This is a genomic window from Arthrobacter sp. CC3 (assembly GCF_039907775.1).
Taxonomy (GTDB): Bacteria; Actinomycetota; Actinomycetes; order Actinomycetales; family Micrococcaceae; genus Arthrobacter.
Genome location: NZ_JARCCY010000002.1, coordinates 67343 through 88038, shown reverse-complemented (window position 1 = coordinate 88038; position 20696 = coordinate 67343). Strand labels below are relative to the sequence as shown.

Here is a 20696-nt window from a genome sequence, read left to right as displayed (position 1 = left end):
CCTAGCGGCAGCACCGCTGGCGCAGCCCCTCAGGCCGCAGGCAGCAGCAGCATGGCCGCGGCAGTGCCTGCGAGCATGAACGGGCCGAAAGGGATGTCCGATTTGAGGGTTCCGCGGCGGGCAGCCAGCAGGCCCAGGCTCCAGAGCCCGCCCAGGAGGAAGGCGGCGAAGGTCCCGGCAAAAACATGTCCCCAGCCGAGGTAGCCAAGGTACAGGCCCAGCACGCCTGCGAGTTTTACGTCTCCGAATCCCATCCCGGGCGGATAAACCATCCGCAGGATGAAGTAGAACAGCCACAGCACGGCTCCTCCGGCAAGGATGCGTCCGCCCGGAAGCCCGAAAAGCGGGGCGGCGCCGTCGGGTACTGCCGCGGCGTCCGCACCGGCAGCGAGGACGGCGACAACCGCCGCCAACAGGAGCACGCCGCCTACGGCGTAGGACGGGAAGACAATCCTGTTCGGCAGCAGGTGGTGCCTGACGTCGATGACGGTCAGCCGCACCGCCATCACGCCGTAGTAGGCACAGGCCGCCAGGACCAGCCAGAACCCCAGCGGGGTGGATTCCCAAAGTTCGCCCAGTCGTTGGATCACCCTCGGATGCTACTGGATTTTCGCGTCCCGCCGCTGAGCCCGCGCGTAAACTGTGGATATGTCGACATGGGACGCGAGGCGCCAGGGGGAAGCCGGTCAGCAGTCCAGGCCGCCGGACATGGCCGCAAAGTTCCGGAACCTGTGCCGTTCCTCTCCCTGGAAGTGGCAGAGCCTCCGTTTCGAATATGTGGACCGCCCCGCGCCGGCCCCCGCAACCCCCCACACCGCAGATTCGGGCGCCGAAAACCCGGACCCGGAAAACACCGTGCGTGCCTGGCTGCGGCGGCCCGGCGCCCTCCGCCTTGAATCCGCAGCCGGCGTGGTGCTGCACAGCACCACGGGCATCAACGACTCCAAAGACGGCTTCTACGTCAGCTCCACCAGGAAGTCGTGGCTCCTGCCTCCGCAGCTGGTCACCCCCGTGTATGACGACGGCGGACTGGTCCGGCGCCGCCCGGAGGCCGCCTACGGCGAACCGTGCTTTGGAAACGGCCGCTTTGCCGCGGCCTTGGACCCGGTGGAACTCGCCGGCAATGCCCCCGTACCCATCGAATTCCCGAACACCAACGCCGTGGAGCTCGGCCCCATCACCGCCGTGGACCACCAGGGCCGCCCCGCCCTGGAAGCCGTCGTGACTCCCAATGCCGCCTACCGGCCGGCGGACCCGTTGGCGCCGCTGTGCGGACCGGGACGGAACCTGATCCGGATCGATGTCGGCACCGGTGTCTGCGTGTTGAGCCGCTCGCTGGAGAACGAATCGGCGGCCCCTGGCCACTGGCTCAGGATCCTCGGCGTGGACGAGTACATGCTTGATGACCTGTTCCTCGCCGAATCCATGAACCTTACCGACGTCCGCCGCCACATCAGCTGGGATATCTCGCGGGGCGTGTGACTGGCTGCCCGCGGGTCCCCCGGCTAAGCTTCCCTGATGACTGAGCCCGCCACCTTCTGGCCCCCGTTCGCCCTCACCCTGACCACGCCCCGCCTGGCCCTCCGGCCCATCCGTGACGAGGACATCCCGGCCGCGGTGCAGGCTGCGCTGAATGGCGTCCACGAACCCGGCCACAGCCCGTTCAGCCGGCCTTGGGCGGAGTCCCCTGCAGAGGAGCTGGGCCCCAACATGGCGCAATGGTACTGGCGCTGCCGGGGGAACATGTCGCCACAGGAGTGGACGCTCCTGCTCGGCATCTGGCACGACGGCGAGTTCCTTGGCTGCCAGGACGTCGAGGCCAAGGATTTCGCGGCGCTGAAGACCGTCACCACCGGTTCCTGGCTCACGAAATCGGCACAGGGCAAGGGCTTTGGCAAGGAGATGCGGGCCGCGGTCGTCAGCTATGCCTTCGACTACCTGAAAGCGGACGTCGCGGAATCCGAGGCGGCCGCCTGGAACGAAAAATCCCTCGGCGTGTCCCGGTCCCTCGGCTACGAACTGAACGGCGTCACCCGGGCCTCCTGGGGCGGCAAGGTGGAGGACGTCCAGAAGGTCCGGGTTACCCCGGCCACCTTCAAACGCCCCGACTGGACCCTGAAGGTAGAAGGCCACGAACCCACGGCCCGGTTCCTGGGTATTCAAGGCTAGTGGGGCGACCGACGCACTAGCCCGGTCGCGGTCCTTCGCGTAGGAGCGCATCGCGGCGCATCGGACCCGAAGGTCGCCCAGCGACCGCAGCGGGTCCCTATGCGACGTGTCTAAGCGACGGCGAAGGGCCGTGGCCGGGCGAACCCGGCCACGGCGCAACCACCTGGGAGCCTAGATTTCCGCCCCTTCCAGCAGTTCAGTGACGAGTGCCGCGATCGGCGAGCGCTCCGAGCGGGTGAGGGTGATGTGCCCGAAGAGCGGGTGTCCCTTGAGGGTTTCAACGACGGCGGCAACTCCGTCGTGACGGCCCACCCGGAGGTTGTCGCGCTGGGCGACATCGTGTGTCAGGACGATCTTCGAGTTCTGGCCGATCCGGCTCATCACCGTCAGGAGGACGTTCTTTTCCAGGGACTGCGCCTCATCGACGATCACGAACGCATCGTGGAGCGAGCGGCCGCGGATATGGGTCAGCGGCATGACTTCGAGCATCCCGCGGTCCATGACTTCCTCGACGACCTCCTGGCTGACCAGGGCTCCGAGGGTGTCAAAGACGGCCTGCGCCCAGGGGTTCATTTTCTCCGCTTCGGATCCCGGCAGGTAGCCGAGCTCCTGCCCGCCCACCGCGTAGAGCGGCCGGAAGACAATCACCTTGCGGTGTTCGCGGCGTTCCAGCACGGCTTCGAGGCCGGCGCAGAGTGCCAGCGCCGACTTGCCGGTGCCGGCCCGGCCGCCGATCGACACGATGCCTACGGACGGATCCATCAGCATGTCGATGGCCAGCCGCTGCTCCGCGGAACGTCCGTGGAGTCCGAAGACGTCGCGGTCCCCCTTGACCAGCCGGACCTGCTTGTCCGCACCCACACGTCCCAGGGCTGAGCCCCGGTTTGAGAGCAGCACCAGTCCGGTGTTGACGGGCATCTCTGCCGCGGCCGGGATAAAGACGGGCTCGTGGCCATAGAGGGTGGAGACGTCCTCCTCGCTGGCCTCGACTTCCGCCACGCCGGTCCAGCCGGAGTCCTTCACGAGTTCGTTGCGGTACTCGTCGGCGAGGAGCCCCATGGCGGATGCCTTGACGCGCATCGGCAGGTCCTTGGACACCACCGTGACGTTCCGGCCTTCGTTGGCGAGGTTCTTGGCGACGGCGAGGATGCGGCTGTCGTTGTCCCCGCCACGGAATCCGGCGGGGAGCACCTCGGTGGAGATATGGTTCATTTCCACCATCAGCGTGCCGCCGTCTTCGCCCAGCGGGATGGGCCGGTCAAGTCCGCCGTGCTGGACCCGGAGGTCGTCGAGGAGCCGGAGGGCCTTGCGGGCGAAGTAGCCCAGTTCGGGGTCGTGCCTCTTGCCCTCAAGCTCCGTGATGACCACGATCGGCACAATGACTTCGTGCTCCGCGAACCGCAGCAGGGCGCGGGGGTCCGAGAGCAACACCGAGGTGTCGATGACAAAGCTCCACAAGGTGTCATCCGCCGCAGCACTGCTGCCGGATACAGCAAGACCGGCCGCAGCGTCATAGCTCGCTGCTCCGGTCTGTGAGGTGGCTCGCGCGGTGCGAGAGGTAGCTTTCTCTCCCTGGTCGGAAATGACGTCGGGCAGTTGTTCAGAAATAGCCACATCGACTCCAGCCCCGGGGCGCACGCCCGGATAATTTATAGGTGAGGCGGAGCGGCCACGAGGCCGGTTCCGGCCTCCCATACATCCGGTGCGAAAGTTCGCTCCATGTACTGGCCTCCCCGATTAGCGGGCAGTGTGCCTGCTAATGGATTCAACGTAATTCCCCGCCGCTTTGTTTCCCAAACTATTTCGCGGCGATTCTTGTTGCGATCACGTGAATTCCGCGTGAACCGGCCATGAGCGGGCGCCGTACCGGGCTGCCGGCCGCCAGGCTTCAGGAGCCGGCTTCAGGAGCCGAAGCGCCGCTGCCGGCCGGCGTAGTCGCGCAAGGCCCGGAGGAAGTCCACCTTGCGGAAGGCGGGCCAGAGCGCCTCGCAGAAGTAGAACTCGCTGTAGGCGCTCTGCCACATGAGGAAACCGGACAGCCGCTGCTCCCCCGACGTACGGATCACCAGGTCCGGGTCGGGCTGCCCGCGGGTATACAGGAAGCGCGAAATGTCGTCGACCGTGAGGTCGTCCGCCAGCTTGCCGATGTCCTTGCCCCGGGCCACGGCATCGTGGAGGAGTTCCCGGACCGCGTCCACGATCTCACGGCGTCCGCCGTAGCCCACAGCCACGTTGACGTGGAGCTTTTCATGGGCCGGCGTGCGCGCCGTGAGATTGTTGAGCCGTTCGGCCAGGTAATCGGGAAGCAGCTCCGGAGCACCCATGGCGTGCACGGAGATGTCCTCGTCCTCGTCCAGCCGGTCCAGGGTGTTGGCGATAATGCCCATCAGCAGGTCCAGCTCCTCGCCGGAGCGGCTCATGTTGTCGGTGGAGAGCATGTACAGCGTGACCACTTTGACGCCGAGTTCCTGGCACCAGCCGAGGAACTCATGAATTTTGTCCGCGCCCGCCTGGTGCCCCTGGCTGGTGGGCGCGTTGAACTGTTTGGCCCACCGGCGGTTGCCGTCCACCATCACGCCGATGTGTTTGGGGATGCGGTCCTTGTCCAGCGAGCGCAGGAGCTTGCGCTCGTAGAAGCCATAGAGGATCCCGGGCAACTCCATCCGGAGACTCACCTGACTTCCTTGATGTACGACGGCAGTGCATTCCTAGGCTACCCGCCCGCAACAGCAGCGCGGTGCACGAGGGCTTTCCAATCCAGTAGACCCAATAGTTACTCACAAGTAACTTACTGGAACGTAGTTTATTCTTGAGCCATGGAAAGCAAAACTCCCCAACCGGATGCGGGAGCAGGCCGCGGCCGGAAATCGGGCCCGATGGACGAGGCTGCAGTCCGCATCGCGGAGCTCCTGACGATCAAGCCCAAATGGCGCGGCTGGATCCATACCGTCACCGCTCCGCTGGCCTTTGCCGCCGGGCTGGTCCTGATCCTGCTGGCCCCCACCACCGACCTGAAGATTGCTTCCGCCGTCTACGCAGTGACCGGTGTGCTGCTCTTCGGCATCAGTGCCGTGTACCACCGCGGGAACTGGTCACCGGGAGTCAAGATCGTCCTGAAGCGCCTCGACCACACCAACATCATGCTGGTGATCGCCGGCAGTTACACGCCGCTGGCATGGGCGCTGCTGGAACGGCCCAAGGCTGTGCTGCTGCTGTGGGTCATCTGGTCCGGCGCGATCCTGGGGGTGCTCTTCCGGCTGCTCTGGACCGATGCTCCGCGATGGCTCTACGTGCCCATCTACATCGCCCTGGGCTGCGGCTCCCTGTTCTACCTGCCGGACTTTTTCGCAGCCAGTATCGCCTCGGCAGTCCTGATCTGCGTTGGTGGCGCCCTGTACATCGCCGGAGCCGTCTTCTACGCCCTCAAGAAGCCGAACTTCAGCTACCAGCACTTTGGCTTCCATGAGCTGTTCCATGCTTTCACCGTGTTCGCTTTTGCCGCGCACTTCATCGCCATCGCCATCGCGGTGCTCGGCAGGCCTGCCTAGGGCCTGCCCGCGGAGATGAGGTCCGGAAGCTCCCTCATGTGCCGGAAGACCGTGGTGCCCGGGCCCGCCAGCCGGGCCGCCGGCGTCACTCCCCCGCCAAAGGCGAAGACGTGCATTCCGGCGGCCCGGGCAGCCTGGACTCCGTAGAGGCTGTCCTCCACCACGGCGCATCCGGCCGGTTCCGCACCGAGCATCCGGGCAGCATGAAGGAACAGATCCGGGGCCGGCTTGCCCCGTTCAACCTCCGAGGCGCTGAAGATCCGTCCTTCAAACGCCGGCAGCAGCCCCGTCTGTCCGAGCGTCCGCTGCATCTTGGCGTGCGTGCCGCTGGAGGCGACGCAGTGCGGGAGCCGCAGCTGTGCCAGGGCGTCCTCGATGCCGTCAACGGCCGCCAGGTCCCGTTCGAAGGCCGTCCGGTACCAGTGCTGGTACTTCTGCTCCCAGTCAGCGTCCAGCCTGATGCCCAGGTGCCGCTCCGCCTCCGCCACGAAGTGTGCCTCGGACCTGCCCACGAAGCGTTCCACGATCTCCTCGAGGCCAAGCTCCCAGCCGAGATCCGCGAGGACGCGCTGGTCCACCCTGATGGCGATGGACTCGGAGTCCACCAGGACACCGTCACAATCGAAAATGACCAGGTCAAAGGGGCGCCGGCTCCCGGGAGCCCCGGGCTCCGGGTGCGGCGAAGAAGTCATCGGGTCATCGTCGCCAGTCGCTCCAGCAGTTCGGCCACGGAACCCACCGGTCGTTCGCACACCATCCCGCGGCAGAGGAACGCCTGCGCTGAGCCGTCAGGCGCCGCTGTCCGGCCTTCCAGCAGCGGCACGGCGGGCGGGCCACTACTACCCGCGCCACCAACAGCAGCCGGGATCCCGGCGTCGGACGCCAGCGCTACCACCAGCCCCGGGCTGGCCGACAGCAGCAGCGCGTGGTGGAGTTCTGCGCGAGCCGGACCGTCAGGCCCGACGACGGCGGCTTCCACTGGTCCGGCCAGCGCAGCCTGCGCCGTGGCCAGCAGCCAGCCTGCCGCCCGGGGCGCCCGGGTTGCCAGCGGGGGCAGCAGCGAAAGGATATTACCGGCCATGATCCGGTGGTCACTGGAACCGGACAGCGCTGCATAGCCCAGCAGGGCGCCTGCGAACGCTGCCGCACCGCTCGGCGTGGCGTTGTCGAAGAGCTCCAGGCCGGCGCGCTGCCCCTGCGCGTTGAACACCTGGGACGATTCGCCGGCAGTGTCCACCAGGGTTCCGTCCGCGGCGAACCGCAGGCACGCAGCCAACAGGATGTCCTCGGCCAGCAGGTACCACCGGGCATCTCCCGTGACCCCGAAGAGGGTCAGGAATCCGTCCACGCAGAAGGCATAGTCTTCGAGCAGGCCGCCGATCCCGCGGGCCTCTCCGGCGTGCGACACCCGCACCAGGGTGCCGTCCGTCCAGTGGATCCGTTCGAGGTAGGCGGCCGTTCGCGTTGCAGCAGCCGTGAAGTCGGGCCGGCCGAGGACTGCCCCCGCTTCAGCGAGCGCAGCGACGGCCAGGCCGTTCCAGCCGGCCACCACTTTGTCGTCCCTGGCGGGCTGGGGGCGGCCCGATCGGGCAGCCAGCAGCCGCGGCCGGGCACGGGCCCACACGAGGTGCTCCGCGCCGTCGAGCTTGCGGCCGGGATGCAGCGGCGAAGCTGCCTTCGTCACGGTGCCCTCGGGGGCGACGTTCATCAGCCGCGCCACAACGGGACCGTCCTCCGGCCCCAGGATCTCCAGCAGTTCCGCCGGGGTCCAGAGGTAGCTGGCGCCTTCGAGGTGTTGGCCGTCCACCACGGTGTCCGCATCCAGCGACGAAGCAAACGCCTCAGCCTGCCCTGAACCCGCTCCGGGGCCGCCTCCGGCACCGGCGAGGCCCAGCGACGCGATCATCCAGTCCGCGGTGCGCGCTGCGGCGTCCGCGGCCTCCTCCGCCGTGTACACCGCGTTGCCTCCGAGCCGGACCCAGTGAACGTAGGCACGCAACAGCTGGGCGTTGTCGTAGAGCATTTTTTCGAAGTGCGGCACGGACCAGTCGCGCGTCACGGAGTAGCGGGCAAAACCGCCGTCCAGCTGGTCGAACAGGGCGGACCGGGACATCGCTGCCAGCGTCCGGCCCGCCATGTCCCTCGCGGCATCGGCGGTGTCGGACGCCACCGCGGCGTGCCGGACCAGGAATTCCAGCACGGGCGACGGCGGGAATTTCGGGGCGGTGCCGAAGCCGCCGTCGTGCGTGTCTTCAGAGCGGGCCAGGACGCGGACCGCCTCGGAGAGCAGCCCGGTGTCCACAGGGTCCGGCGCTCCGGTCAGTTGGACGGCGGCGGCAAGCTGCGTTTCCGCCATTCCGCGGGCCAGCGTCTCGGCGTTCTGTTCGACGGCCTCGCGACGCTCCAGCCAGGCTTCGCGGACCGCCTCGAGGACCTGGCGGAAAGAGGGCCGGCCGGGCATGGGCCGGGGCGGGAAATACGTTCCGGCGTGGAACGCGCGTCCGTCCGGGGTCAGGAAGACGGACATCGGCCAGCCGCCTTCACCGCTGATTGCCTGGGTTGCGGCCATGTAGACGGCGTCCACGTCCGGGCGTTCTTCCCTGTCCACCTTGATGGCCACGAAGTTGGCGTTGAGGAAGTCCGCTGTTTCCTGGTCTTCGAAGGACTCATGGGCCATCACGTGGCACCAGTGGCACGCGGCGTAGCCGATGGACAGGAACACGGGAACGTCTCGTTGGGCGGCAAAGCCGAACGCTTCATCACCGAAGGGCCGCCAGTGAACAGGATTGCCGGCGTGTTGCCTCAGGTAGGCGGAAGGTTGGCCGGCCAGCGCATTGGAGGCACCGGGCCGGGCGTCGCCGGCTGCGCCGTCAGCGTTGTCCGCGGCTTTCATCACCGTTGTGTTCCGTCCGGAGATCGGCGCCGTCCAGCGGGCCCCCGCGTGTGACGGCCGCATCGCTCGTGCCGGCCTCGTCGCTTCGCGGTCCGTCCGTTCCCGGAGCCTCCGGCATGTCCTGCTCTCCGGCGGCCAGTGCAGCCAGGCGTTCTTCCTCCACCTGGGCCCGGTAGCGGACCCGGCGGATGCGCCGCACCATGTCCACGATCAGCAGCGTGGTGGCCAGGACGAAAAACACGGTCATGATGAAGCCCCACGTGCCCGGCGTCACCTGGTCTTCGGAGAGGCCCGGGCGCAGGGACGGCGTGGGGCTGGGCGCCGGAGTTGTCGCGAGGGCGAGGAGCAAGTGATGCACGGTTAGACCTTCTGTGGAGCGTATTGGGGGCCCTGACTTCTACGGGAGATAGAACATGGCTTGGTTCTATCTTAGTCCGGCGAAGAGATCCTTTTCCGGCAGCTCCACCGGCACCCGCGACTGAATCAGGCTGTAGTCCTCCCAAGGCCACGCGCGGCGCTGCATGTCCGGGGATACGGCGAAAAAGAATCCCAGCGGATCAACCTGGGTGCGGTGTGCACGGAGCGCATCGTCCCGGGCTTCAAAATAGTCCCCGCAGTCAATTTGGGTGGTGGTGGGGTGCATAGGGGCCGGTGGCGTGTGGCCCTCGGCATCAGCCTCGAGCCAGGCCGCCAGCCGCTCGGCGTAGGGGGACTGCAGGCCCGCCTCTTCGAGCGCAAAGTGGAGGGCCCGGAACCGGTCAGGGCTGAAGGCACGGTCGTAGTACAGCTTGCTGACTGACCACGGTTCGCCGATACCTTGGTACCGTTCCGGGTCGCCGGCTGCTTCGAAGGCCTCGACAGCCACGCGGTGGGCCATGATGTGGTCCGGATGCGGATAGCCGCCGTTTTCGTCGTAGCTCAGGATCACGTGCGGCTTGAAGTCGCGCACCAGCCTGACCAGCGGGGCCGCCGCGACGGCCAGCGGCTGGAGGGCGAAGCAGCCGGGCGGCAGCGGCGGAAGCGGGTCGCCTTCCGGGAGCCCTGAGTCCACAAAGCCGAGCCAGCGCTGGCGGACCCCCAGCACGCGGGCGGCATTGTCCATTTCGAGGCGGCGGGCGCCTGCCATGTCTCGTTTGGGGTGCGGCTCGTGCTCCATGGCCGGGTTCTGGATGTCCCCCCGGGATCCGTCGGTGCAGGTGGCCACCATGACGTCAACACCGGCCGCTGCGTACATGGCCATGGTGGCGGCGCCCTTGCTCGATTCGTCGTCAGGGTGAGCGTGGACGGCCAGCAGGCGGAGCGGCTTGGACTGGCTTGCGGACGCTGTCATCTGAAACGGCTCACTTTCTTCGAATTTGGGCTTGCGGGTTATGGCTGAGCGACGCGGAAATATTCCGGTCGGATCCACACTAAACTGGAACGGTGACTTCCGAGGATCGGCCGGCCATCTCGACGCCGGCAACTACCACCCTAGCCAATCGTTACGGGGGCCAAAAGCGTGCCCTGTCCCGCAAGGCCAAGCGCAACATCGGAATCGCTGCTCTTGCTGCCGGCATAGGCTTCATGGCGTGGATCTCCACTTCCCTGAACACGGAAACCGTGTCCTTCACGGATATCGGCTACAGCACGACGGACGCCACCCAGGCGGAGATCGATTTCCAGGTCACCAAGGATCCCGGAACCAGTGCCAAATGCGCCGTCAAGGCGCTGGACGCAAAATTTGCCGTAGTCGGCTGGAAAGTGGTTGATATCGGGCCGAACCCGGCCGAAGCCACCCCCGACGGCGGACGAACGACGGTCCACCGTGCCGTGGTGCGCACGGAGTCGCTGTCCGTTTCCGGCGTGGTGGACAGCTGCTGGATTTTTGGCTCGGAGAAGTAGCCGCCCGCGGCCCCAGGCACACTCCCGGTCTGGTCATGTGACCCATGCCGCAGGCGTTCTTTGGTTTGTCCACCGCATTGACTACAATGGATCAAATACCTTTACCCCGCCGAGCTGGTTACTGAGTCCCACAAGTGGCCACCGTGGCGGGGTCTTTACTTGTTTGACCGCAAACTTGTTTGACCACGAAAAAGGAGAAGTCCGTGTCTACCACCAACAGCGCAACTGCAGCTTGGCTTACCCAGGAAGCTTTTGACCGCCTGAAGGCAGAGCTGGACCACCTCTCCGGCGCCGGCCGGGCGGAAATCGTCCAGAAGATCGAAGCTGCACGCCAGGAAGGCGACCTCAAGGAAAACGGCGGATACCACGCCGCCAAAGAGGAGCAGGGCAAGATCGAGGCCCGCATCCGCCAGCTCACCGTTTTGCTCCGTGACGCCCACGTGGGCGAGTCCCCGGCGGACGACGGAATCGTCGAGCCCGGCATGATCGTCGTCGCCCGGATCGCCGGCGACGAGGAGACGTTCCTGCTCGGCTCCCGCGAGATCGCGGGCGACTCGGACCTCGACGTCTTCAGCGAAAAGTCACCCCTGGGCTCCGCCATTGTGGGCCACAAGGAGGGCGACAAGCTCAGCTACACCGCCCCGAACGGCAAGGACATCACGGTGGAGATCCTCTCCGCCAAGCCGTACGCAGGCTAGGAGCGCAGCTCCCCAACCACGGCAAAGCCTTAACGCACGACGCCGGCCCTCCCCTCCGCGGGGATGGCCGGCGTCGTGCGTTAACGCTGAGTTCTATGTGCTTTGGTTCTCCGCCACCAGGCGTCCCCGCGTCAGCCGGCGGGGTTTCAGCAGCACAGCGGCGGCAACACCGCCCAGCGCGCCGCCCAGGTGGGCCTGCCAGGAAACGAATCCTGCCACGCCCGGAAGGACCCCGAACAGGATGCCGCCGTAGCTGAGGAACAAAAGCACTGACAGGGCGATCTGCCACCAGCTGCGGTTGAAGAAGCCGCGGACCAGGAGGAAGGCAAACAGGCCAAACACCAGGCCTGAAGCACCCACCGTGATCCCCCAGCCGCCAATCAGCCACACCATCATGCCCGAACCGAGCCAGCTGAACGCCACCGCGGTGACGAAGACCCTGAGTCCGGACATAAAGACCAGGAAGCCGAAGATGATGAGCGGCAGCGCGTTGGAGACCACGTGGCTGAGGTTGGCGTGGAACAGCGGAAAGGTGAGGATGTCCAGCAGTCCGTCGGCGCTGCGCGGGCGGAGGCCGAACGTCCTGTTCAGTGCATGGAACGTGGCAGCGTTGACGAACTCGATCGCAAACAGGAGCACGACGAACAACCCCGTGACCAGCAGACCGCCCTGCGCACGTGCGGCAGGGCTGTGCCTTGCAGTCTGCGGCCGTCCCCCCTGTGCGTCCAGCATCATGGCCCCTAGTGGACCACGATCGGCTGGAAACCCTCGGCACGGAGCGCGCCCAGGACCTGCTCGCAGTGCTCGTGCCCCTTGGTTTCCAGGTTCACGGTGATCGAGACGTCTCCCATGGAGATCGAACCGCCAACCCGGGTGTGGTCCAGGCCCGTGACGTTGGCGTCGTTCTCGGCGATGATCCGGGCGATGGTGGCCAGCGAACCCGGGCGGTCGTCCAGCATCATCCGGACGGTCATGTAGCGGCCGGCGGCGGAAAGACCGCGCTGGATCACCTTGAGCATCAGCATGGGGTCGATGTTGCCGCCGGAGAGGATCACGGCAGTGGTGCCGGGGTTTTCGATCTTGCCGTCCATCAGGGCGGCAACGCCCACGGCGCCGGCCGGCTCCACCACCATCTTGGCGCGTTCCAGCAGGAAGATCAGTGCCCGGGCGAGGGAATCCTCGCTGACCGTCACGACGTCGTCCACGAGCTCCCGGATGATGCTGAACGGCAGCTGTCCCGGACGGCCCACGGCAATGCCGTCCGCCATGGTGGAGACCTTTTTCAACGGCACCAGGGCATCGGCGGCGAGCGAGGGCGGGTAGGCAGCGGCGTTTTCGGCCTGGACGCCGATGATCCGGATGTCCCGGCCCAGCTCCCGGGCCCTCGCCTTCACGGCCACGGCCACGCCGGCGAGCAACCCTCCGCCGCCCACGCCCATCAGGATGGTGTCCACGTTGGGGATCTGTTCCAGGATTTCCAGCCCCACCGTGCCCTGTCCGGCCACCACGTCCACGTTGTCGAAGGGGTGGACAAACACGGCCCCGGTCTCATCGGCGTAGCGCTGGGCCTCGGCGAGTGCTTCGTCCACGTTGTGCCCGTGCAGGACCACTTCGGCGCCGTGGCTGCGGGTGGCTGCCAGCTTGGGCAGTGCCACGCCCAGCGGCATGTAGATGCGCGCCTTGATGCCCAGGCTCTTTGCTGCGACCGCGACGCCCTGGGCGTGGTTTCCCGCCGAAGCAGCCACCACGCCGCGTTTCTTCTCGTCGGCGGACAGTTTGGCCATGCGGACGTAGGCGCCACGGACCTTGAAGGAGCCGGCACGCTGGAGGTTTTCGCACTTGAAGAAGACTTCGCCGCCCACCATGCTGCCCAACGCCCGGGACGTTTCCACCGGAGTTTTCGTAATAATCCCCTCAAGCAGCTTCTGCGCCTCCAGGACATTGTCCAACGTGACGGGCAGGCTATTGAGGGTTTTCACGAACTAGTCTCCTTTGGGAAATTCGGCTGGGGCGTCCGGGCCGGAATGTCCGGCGGGAGTTCCCGTTGACTGTGCGGCGCCCTTGCCGCGGCCCGGATTCGCACCGGGAAGGTAGACATCCTTGAAGGTGTTGTCTTCGCTGGTTCCGGAGTCCCCGGTTACACCCGGGCCATCCGCCACCAGCACACCTTCATGTTCCCACGTTCTGGCAGCAATATATCGAATCGCCGAGTTTGCTACGGCAAGGATAGGCACCGAGAAGAGCGCGCCGGGGATGCCGGCGAGGTAGGAACCGGCCGCCACGGACAGGATCACGGCCACCGGGTGCAGGGCCACCGCCTTGCCCATCACCAGCGGCTGCAGGATGTGGCTTTCCAGCTGCTGGACCAGCAACACGATTCCCAGCATGATCAGCGCGTTGACCCAGCCGTTGGCCACCAGGGCAAGGAGCACGGCTACGGCGCCGGTGACCAGGGCGCCAACAATGGGAATGAACGAACCCATAAAGACCAGGACACCCAGCGGAAGCGCCAGCGGAACACCGATGATGGCGGCGCCCACGCCAATTCCCACAGCGTCCACAAAAGCCACGAACATCTGGATGCGGGCGTAGCTGACCATGGACGCCCAGCCCTTTCGGCCTGCACCGAACGTGGCGGCGCGGGCTTTCCTCGGAAGCAGCCGGACCAGGAAGGCCCAGATCCGGTCACCCTCGAGGAGGAAGAAAATCAGGACAAACAACGCAAGGATGAGTCCCGCGGCAAAATGGCCTGCGGTGCTTCCGAAGGAGAGGGCACCGCTCAGGATGCTGCTGCTGTTGTTCTGCAGCGCATCCGAGGCTTCCTTCAGATACTGGTCGATCTGGGCCGCCGTCAGGTGAAGCGGCCCGTCCGCCAGCCAGCCCTGGATCTGCTGGATTCCGATCAGAGCCTCGCTCCATAGTTCGCTGAAGCCGTTGACCAGCTGCCGGCCCACGAGCGCAAGGGAACCGCCGATCAGGCCGATGAAGCCCAGCACGGTGATGGCCACCGCACCGCCGTTGGGCACTCGCCGGGCCTTGAGCCAGCGTGTGATGGGACTCAGCAGGCCGGCCAGCAAAGCGGCCACCATCACGGGGATGATCAGGAAGCTGATCTTGCTCAGCAGCCAGATCAGCGCAGCAACAACGAGCAGGATCAACCCCAGCCGCCAGGCCCAGGAGGCGGCGATCCGCACGCCGTAGGGAATGTCCTGATCCAGTTCGCGGTCAGTGACCACCCGCAACGGGGCCGCGGTGGCGGCGGGACCGGTCGCGGCGTCGGTGCTACTGGTCGGTGCGGCGTCCTCAGCTGGCGTCATAGCCTAATACTTCCCCAGCAGCGCTCCGATGGGAAACTGCTGAGGGCTACAGCGCGGCGCTGATGCCCCAGGTCATGGTGAACTGCTCCCCTGCCGGCAGCCAGCGCAGGCCGTCGCCGCTGTTGAACGCATTGGCCGGGCCGGTCATGGGTTCGATGGCAACGGCTTTTGCCCTCCCGGGGAACTGGTCCGTGACGAAGACGTGGACGTAGGCGCAGCTCTCGTCCTGCCAGAGGCTCACGCTGCGGCCGTCGGATGCCTGCAGCGTTTGGCGGGCCACGCCGCCGTGGAACTCCAGGTCTGTGTAGGCGACGTCGATATCCAGTTCGGCCACGGTTAGTCCGCCCCGCAGGTCCGTGTCACCGCTGACCGGCTCCGAGCTGCGGGGTATGAGCCTGTCATCCGCCACGAGCCGGCGCCCGGCGCCAACTGTCAGTACCAGCTCCCCGGCAGGGACATCCCCCAGCCTGAGGTAGGGGTGGGATCCCAGGACGAAGGGTGCGGATGCCTGGGAATCGTTGAGCAGGGTCTGGCGGACAACAAGCCCAAGGTCCTCGGCCAGGGCGTACTGGACGCGGTGCCGCACCAGGAACGGGTAGCCGTGCTGCGGGAAGATCGGCGCCTCCAGGGTCACCGAAAACTCGGATTCATCCACCAGTTCGTAGGAGGCGTTCCGGAGCAGGCCGTGGCTGGCGTTGTTGCGCGAAACCTCGGTGATGTCCAACTGCTGCTTCTTGCCGTCCAGGTACCAGACGCCGTCCTCGACCCGGTTGGCCCAGGGAGCCAGCGTGATTCCGGTGGCTCCCGGCGGGATGTCCCCGTCCCCGTACGTTTCCGTCAGCTGGACGCCGTCGCGGGAATACAGCCGCAGGCCAGCGGCCAGCTCGGTGACAACGGCCAGGGCATCGCCGCGGCGGAGCTCAAACTGCCGGCCGGAGGCGTAGCGGCGCGGCGCGCCCTCGCCAGCGCCGGAGGCAGAGGTGGTGCCGGCGGCCGCGGTGGTGCCGGCGGCTGCGGTGGTGCCGGCGGCTGCGGTGGTGCCGGCGGCTGCGGTGCCGCCCTGGCCGGAATGAGGTGCGCTCGGAGTCATGGGCACAACCGTACCTGTTCGGCCCCGCTGCCTCACCTGCCTTGGGGCGTCCCCACCCGTCTTGTTATCTTTTGTTCGAAACTATTCCTTTTTGATCGTTTTGTGGGAGAATTGAAGTGCCTGCTGCCACGCCTTACCCACGGCGGGCTCCGATGGCCGCCCGCTCGTAAAGGATTAGACGCATGACACACATCTCCAGCACCAACCTTGCCGACGGCCGGGAGCTGCTCTACTTCGACGACGCCACGGCGGATGCTGCCTCGGCTGACGATGCCGCGTTGGATAGTGCTTCGGCAGGAAAGAACACGCGCCGGCCGGAGGAACACCCCGACCTCCGCGAACTGCCGGCAAGGAGCGAGCCGGGCGAAGTCAGGTTTGACGCCCTCACCGGAGAATGGGTTGCGGTGGCTGCGCACCGCCAGGGCCGCACCCACCTTCCCCCGGCGGACCAGTGCCCCATCTGCCCCACCACGCCCGGCAACCCTTCCGAGATCCCTGCACCCGACTACGACGTCGTGGTGTTCGAGAACCGTTTCCCGTCGCTCGGGCCCGCGCTCGGACCGGTTCCCGGCAACGCCGGCTGGGGAACCACCGGCACGGCATTCGGCCGCTGCGAAGTGGTGTCCTTCACCCCCGAGCACACCGGGTCGTTCAGCGGGCTCAGCGAAGTCCGGGCCCGCACCGTCGTCGAGGCCTGGGCGCACCGCACGGGCGCATTGAACGAGCTGCCCGGCATCAAGCAGGTCTTCCCGTTCGAGAACCGCGGCGCGGACATCGGCGTGACGCTCCACCACCCGCACGGGCAGATCTACGCGTACCCGTACGTCACGCCCCGCGCAGCTGTGATGGGGGCGGCAGCCCGGAAGTTCTTCGACGATGCCGACGGCCGGCAGACGCTGACCGGCTCACTGCTGCGGTCCGAACGCGAAGACGGCAGCCGTATGGTCCTGGAAGGCGAGAACTTCAGCGCCTACGTTCCGTTCGCTGCGCGCTGGCCGTTGGAGGTCCATCTGGTCCCCCACCGCCAGGTGCCGGACCTCGCGGCGCTCAGCGGCGAAGAGAAGGACGAACTGGCGCACGTGTACCTGGACCTTCTCAAGCGGTTCGATGCGCTGTATCCGACGCCCACCCCCTACATCTCGGCCTGGCACCAGGCACCGCTCGATGACGTGCTGCGGCCGGCAGGCTACCTCCATCTCCAGCTGACGTCCCCGCGGAGGGCTGCGGATAAGCTCAAGTACCTGGCCGGCTCCGAAGCGGCCATGGGTGCTTTCATTAACGACACCACCCCGGAACTCGTGGCGGAGCGGCTGCGCACCGTCACAGTTCCCGCATCAGCCCTCAAGCCACTCCCGGAAGGCGCACACGCATGACCGCCCCACTCAGCAACGGCGACCTGAGCAGCAACGACCTCGAAGCACGGTTCCGGGATGCCTTCGGCACCGAGCCGGACGGCATCTGGCAGGCACCCGGGCGCGTCAACTTGATCGGCGAGCACACCGACTACAACGACGGCTTCGTGCTCCCCTTCGCCATCGACCGGACGGCACGGGTGGCTGTCCGGGTCCGCCCGGACTCGACACTCAGGCTGCTGTCCACCTACGGCGACCAGGGCATGACGACGGCGGACACCTCATCCCTGGCGGGCCCGCAGGCCAAGGGCTGGACCAAGTACCCCCTCGGCGTCATCTGGGCGCTCCAGGAGCGCGGCATCAACGTGCCCGGCCTGGACCTGCTGCTGGACTCCAACGTTCCCCTCGGCGCAGGGCTCTCCTCGTCCCACGCCATTGAGTGCGCCGTCATCTCAGCCCTCAACGAGCTGACCGGCGCTGGGCTGAAGGCAGAGGACATGGTGCTGGCCACCCAGCGTGCCGAGAACGACTTCGTGGGAGCCCCCACGGGCATCATGGACCAGTCCGCCTCACTGCGCGGCGCCAAGGGCCACGCCGTCTTCCTCGACTGCCGGGACCAGAGCGTCCGCCTCGTCCCGTTCGAGACCGAACCGGCCGGCCTTGTCCTGCTGGTGATCGACACCAAGGTTTCCCATTCACACGCCGACGGCGGCTATGCGTCGCGCCGGGATTCGTGCGAGCTCGGAGCCGAAGTGCTGGGCGTCAAGGCCCTCCGCGATGTTGGCGTCGAGGATTTGGACGAAGCCAGCGGCCTCCTGGATGAGGTCACGTTCCGCCGGGTCCGCCACGTGGTCACTGAAAACGACAGGGTCCTGCAGACCGTGGAACTCCTCGGTTCGGCCGGACCGGGCGCCATCGGTCCCCTCCTCGATGCCAGCCACCGTTCGATGCGGGACGACTTCGAGATTTCCTGCCCGGAACTGGACCTGGCGGTCGACACCTCCCGCGCCAGCGGCGCCATCGGGGCACGCATGACGGGCGGCGGTTTTGGCGGCGCGGCGATTGCCCTGACGCCGGTGGCCGCGGAGCAGCAGGTGCGCACCGCCGTCGAGCAGGCCTTTTCCCGCGCCGGGTACCGGAAGCCGGAGATCTTCACCGTTACCCCGGCGGCCGGGGCGATGCGGCTGGTGTAGCCCGGGCGTAGGCTGGGCGCATGTCAGAAGCAGTCATTGTTTCCACTGCCCGCAGCCCCATCGGACGCGCCTTCAAGGGGTCGTTGAAGGATGAACGGCCGGATGATCTTGCCGCCGCGATGGTGACGGCGGCCCTGGACAAGATCCCGTCCTTCGACCCCCGTGGAGAGACCGGCGCCGGCCTGGACGATCTCTATCTTGGCTGCGCCGAACCCAGCGGCGAAGCGGGTTCAAACATGGCCAGGGTGGTCACCATCCTGGCCGGACTGGACAACGTCCCAGGTGCAACAATCAACAGGTTCTGCGCCTCCAGCCTGCAGACCATCCGCATGGCGTTCCACGCCATCAAGGCGGGCGAGGGGGACGCGTTTGTGGCGGCCGGCGTCGAAGCTGTCTCCCGGTACCCCCACTGGACCGGGGCCGGGGAAACCGATGCGGGCACGCACAATCCGCTCTTCGACGCAGCCCGCCGCCGGACAGAGGCGCGGGCCGCGTCCAACACGCCCTGGACGGACCCGCGGCTCGGCGGCCGGATGCCCGACATCTACATTGCGATGGGACAGACCGCCGAGAACGTGGCCACCACCTACGGCATCAGCCGGGCCGAGCAGGATGAATGGGCGGTCCTCAGCCAGAACCGGGCAGAGGCGGCCATGGCCTCGGGATTCTATTCGCGCGAAATCACGCCGTACACGCGCCGCGACGGCACGGTGGTGGACCGGGACGACTCGCCCCGCGCCGGAGTCACGCTGGAAGGAGTGGCCGCGCTGCAGCCTGTCTTCCGCAGCGGGGGGACGGTAACCGCCGGGAACGCGTGCCCGCTGAACGACGGCGCCGCCGCGGTGGTGGTGATGAGCCATGACCGCGCCCGGGAACTCGGGCTGGAGCCGCTGGCTCGGATTGTGTCCACGGGCGTCAGCGCGCTCTCCCCCGAACTCATGGGCATGGGGCCGGTGGAGGCAACCCGCCGGACGTTGGCGAGGGCAGGCCTGGGCATCGGCGACATCGACCTTGTGGAACTCAACGAGGCGTTCGCCGTGCAGGTGGTGGCCAGCGCCCGTGAACTCGGCATCGACCACGGGCGGCTCAACGTCCACGGCGGGGCGATCGCCCTGGGGCATCCGTTCGGCATGACCGGCGCGCGCATGACCACAACGCTCCTCAACGGTCTCCGGGAGCGCGACGCAACGCTCGGCCTCGCCACCCTGTGCGTCGGCGGCGGCCAGGGCATGGCGGTTGTTTACGAGCGGCTCAGCTAAGCAGGACCGTTAACTGGAATGAGCCCCGCCGTGTGGCGGGGCCCATTCCAGTTACTGCACGAATCAATGCACGACGGCTGAAGGCACGACGGCGCGTGCCTGGCTAGCGCCCTAGTCGTCGCCGCGGAGGATCGCCAGCAGGCGGATGATCTCCACGTAGAGCCAGACCAGGGTCACGGTGAGGCCGAAGGCGGCGGTCCAGGAGAACCGCTCGGGTGCGCCGTTGCGGACGCCTTCTTCGATGCTGGTGAAGTCCATCACCAGGGAGAACGCAGCCAGGCCAATGGCCAGGACTCCGATAACGACGCCAATGATTCCGCTGCGCAGGCCGAACGGTTCCGTCGTCAGGCCGGTCACCATCATCACGAGGTTCACCACGGAGAACAGGGCGTACCCGACGAGGGCGATCATAAAGAACTTCATGGCCTTGGGCGTTGCACGGACCTTGCCGCTCTTGAACAGCAGCAGGGTCACCGCGAACACGGACAGCGTGCCGATGACGGCCTGCAGGCCCACGCCCGGGTACATGGTGTCCAGCACGCGGGTCAGGCCGCCAAGGAACAGTCCTTCCAGCCCGGCGTACGCCAGGATCAGCGCCGGCGAAGGCTGCTTCTTGAACGTGTTGACCATGGCCAGCACAAAGCCGCCCAGTGCGCCGACGATCATCAGCAGCGAGGCCAGCGACATGCCCACGAAGAGCGTCACCGCCGCGCCGGCAACCAGCACACCGAGGCAGGCGGCGGTCTTGATGATGACGTCGTCGAACGTCATCCGTCCGGTTTCGGCCGGACCGGCTGCCGGCTGGTTGTACATCTGCTGCAGCTGGTCATGGGTCATGTTCTGCTGCTGGGCCATCCAGCCGCCCTGCGCATCCATGACCTGGCCGGGGGCGCGTCCCGGAGCCTGGCCGTACGGGTTCTGCCCGTACGGGGCCTGGCCGTAGGGGTTCTGGCCGTACTGAGCCTGCGGAACAGGCGGTGCCTGGGTGGCTCCACGGAAATTCTTTCCGTTGAAGATCGGGTTTCCGCCAAGTGCCATTGCGGGTGTCCTCCAAATAAAGGGGGTGGGTGGTGATCCTTATAGTTCAAGGTATCAATTCCCACGCCCAAGAGGCAGGGATAGTTCCCCCGTCCCGCCAGCCGAAACGCAACCGTGACATGCGCTACTCCAGGCTGTGACGGATCCCACGGGCACGAAGTCGAAGTGACTGTTTAGGAATACTCAGAATCAACAAAAGTTTTCTTTAGCAGAACTGTATTGATTCGAAGGTTTGGCTTCACGGTTGTTATCCGATCG

At 66.7% G+C, this 20696-nt stretch carries 20 protein-coding genes; 8 read left to right on the top strand and 12 right to left on the bottom strand.

Features of this window, described 5'->3' with window-relative positions; genetic code table 11:
* Positions 1–29: 29 nt before the first annotated feature.
* Positions 30–590, bottom strand: coding sequence for a prepilin peptidase (locus PV761_RS00465; protein WP_028270445.1), 561 nt, complete (start codon positions 588–590; stop codon positions 30–32).
* A 58-nt stretch (positions 591–648) separates the two neighbouring features.
* Between PV761_RS00465 and PV761_RS00460 the strand changes: the two genes are divergently transcribed.
* Complete coding sequence (locus PV761_RS00460; RefSeq protein WP_347893486.1) at positions 649–1482, top strand: hypothetical protein; 834 nt, start codon at positions 649–651, stop codon at positions 1480–1482.
* Between the two features lie 36 nt (positions 1483–1518).
* Positions 1519–2169, top strand: a complete 651-nt coding sequence (locus tag PV761_RS00455) for a GNAT family protein (protein WP_347893484.1) — start codon at positions 1519–1521, stop codon at positions 2167–2169.
* Positions 2170–2340: 171 nt separating this feature from the next.
* Here the strand turns inward: PV761_RS00455 and PV761_RS00450 are convergent, their stop codons facing one another.
* Together PV761_RS00450 and PV761_RS00445 are read right to left on the bottom strand one after the other, a co-directional pair.
* Positions 2341–3783: a PhoH family protein gene (locus PV761_RS00450; protein WP_028270448.1), complete on the bottom strand. Its 1443-nt coding sequence runs from the start codon at positions 3781–3783 to the stop codon at positions 2341–2343.
* 287 nt (positions 3784–4070) lie between these two features.
* A complete protein-coding gene (locus PV761_RS00445; protein WP_043438146.1) occupies positions 4071–4832 on the bottom strand; it encodes an isoprenyl transferase in 762 nt (253 codons plus the stop codon).
* A gap of 213 nt (positions 4833–5045) precedes the next feature.
* Here PV761_RS00445 and PV761_RS00440 point away from each other — a divergent pair, with 213 nt between their 5' ends.
* Positions 5046–5717, top strand: coding sequence for a hemolysin III family protein (locus PV761_RS00440; protein WP_197024919.1), 672 nt, complete (start codon positions 5046–5048; stop codon positions 5715–5717).
* Here the strand turns inward: PV761_RS00440 and PV761_RS00435 are convergent.
* From PV761_RS00435 to mca, 4 genes are all read right to left on the bottom strand, one after another.
* Positions 5714–6409 carry an HAD family hydrolase gene (locus PV761_RS00435; protein ID WP_347893481.1) on the bottom strand — a complete coding sequence of 232 codons (696 nt, stop codon included), beginning with the start codon at positions 6407–6409 and terminating at the stop codon, positions 5714–5716. The genes PV761_RS00440 and PV761_RS00435 overlap by 4 nt on opposite strands.
* On the bottom strand, positions 6406–8610 hold the full coding sequence (locus PV761_RS00430) for a thioredoxin domain-containing protein (RefSeq protein WP_347893479.1): 2205 nt from the start codon (positions 8608–8610) through the stop codon (positions 6406–6408). The genes PV761_RS00435 and PV761_RS00430 overlap by 4 nt, the downstream gene beginning before the upstream one ends.
* Entirely contained in the window at positions 8588–8968 is a 381-nt protein-coding gene (locus PV761_RS00425; protein WP_347893477.1) for a hypothetical protein, read from the bottom strand. The genes PV761_RS00430 and PV761_RS00425 overlap by 23 nt, the downstream gene beginning before the upstream one ends.
* Before the next feature lie 66 nt (positions 8969–9034).
* Positions 9035–9940, bottom strand: a complete 906-nt coding sequence (gene mca / locus PV761_RS00420; RefSeq protein WP_347893475.1) for a mycothiol conjugate amidase Mca — start codon at positions 9938–9940, stop codon at positions 9035–9037.
* 92 nt (positions 9941–10032) lie between these two features.
* Here mca and PV761_RS00415 point away from each other — a divergent pair, with 92 nt between their 5' ends.
* Positions 10033–10491, top strand: coding sequence for a DUF4307 domain-containing protein (locus PV761_RS00415; protein WP_347893473.1), 459 nt, complete (start codon positions 10033–10035; stop codon positions 10489–10491).
* 203 nt (positions 10492–10694) lie between these two features.
* A complete protein-coding gene (greA, locus tag PV761_RS00410; protein WP_011691028.1) occupies positions 10695–11189 on the top strand; it encodes a transcription elongation factor GreA in 495 nt (164 codons plus the stop codon).
* Positions 11190–11282: 93 nt separating this feature from the next.
* On the opposite strand, the gene PV761_RS00405 is transcribed toward greA, so the two are convergent.
* From PV761_RS00405 to PV761_RS00390, 4 genes are read right to left on the bottom strand one after another with little or no spacing between them, the layout of a single operon-like run.
* Entirely contained in the window at positions 11283–11924 is a 642-nt protein-coding gene (locus tag PV761_RS00405) for a rhomboid family intramembrane serine protease (protein WP_347893471.1), read from the bottom strand.
* 5 nt (positions 11925–11929) lie between these two features.
* Complete coding sequence (gene ilvA, locus PV761_RS00400) at positions 11930–13168, bottom strand: threonine ammonia-lyase (protein ID WP_347893469.1); 1239 nt, start codon at positions 13166–13168, stop codon at positions 11930–11932.
* A gap of 3 nt (positions 13169–13171) precedes the next feature.
* On the bottom strand, positions 13172–14506 hold the full coding sequence (locus tag PV761_RS00395; protein WP_347893467.1) for an AI-2E family transporter: 1335 nt from the start codon (positions 14504–14506) through the stop codon (positions 13172–13174).
* A gap of 46 nt (positions 14507–14552) precedes the next feature.
* Positions 14553–15596, bottom strand: coding sequence for an aldose 1-epimerase family protein (locus PV761_RS00390; protein WP_347893465.1), 1044 nt, complete (start codon positions 15594–15596; stop codon positions 14553–14555).
* A 182-nt stretch (positions 15597–15778) separates the two neighbouring features.
* Between PV761_RS00390 and galT the strand changes: the two genes are divergently transcribed.
* From galT to PV761_RS00375, 3 genes are read left to right on the top strand one after another with little or no spacing between them, the layout of a single operon-like run.
* Entirely contained in the window at positions 15779–16969 is a 1191-nt protein-coding gene (gene galT / locus PV761_RS00385; RefSeq protein WP_347893463.1) for a galactose-1-phosphate uridylyltransferase, read from the top strand.
* Entirely contained in the window at positions 16966–18141 is a 1176-nt protein-coding gene (gene galK / locus PV761_RS00380) for a galactokinase (RefSeq protein ID WP_347893461.1), read from the top strand. The genes galT and galK overlap by 4 nt, the downstream gene beginning before the upstream one ends.
* A 20-nt stretch (positions 18142–18161) precedes the next feature.
* Complete coding sequence (locus PV761_RS00375; RefSeq protein ID WP_347893459.1) at positions 18162–19400, top strand: acetyl-CoA C-acetyltransferase; 1239 nt, start codon at positions 18162–18164, stop codon at positions 19398–19400.
* Positions 19401–19511: 111 nt separating this feature from the next.
* Here PV761_RS00375 and PV761_RS00370 read toward each other — a convergent pair whose 3' ends face one another.
* A complete protein-coding gene (locus PV761_RS00370) occupies positions 19512–20438 on the bottom strand; it encodes a Bax inhibitor-1/YccA family protein (protein WP_028270463.1) in 927 nt (308 codons plus the stop codon).
* Between the last annotated feature and the right edge of the window lie 258 nt (positions 20439–20696).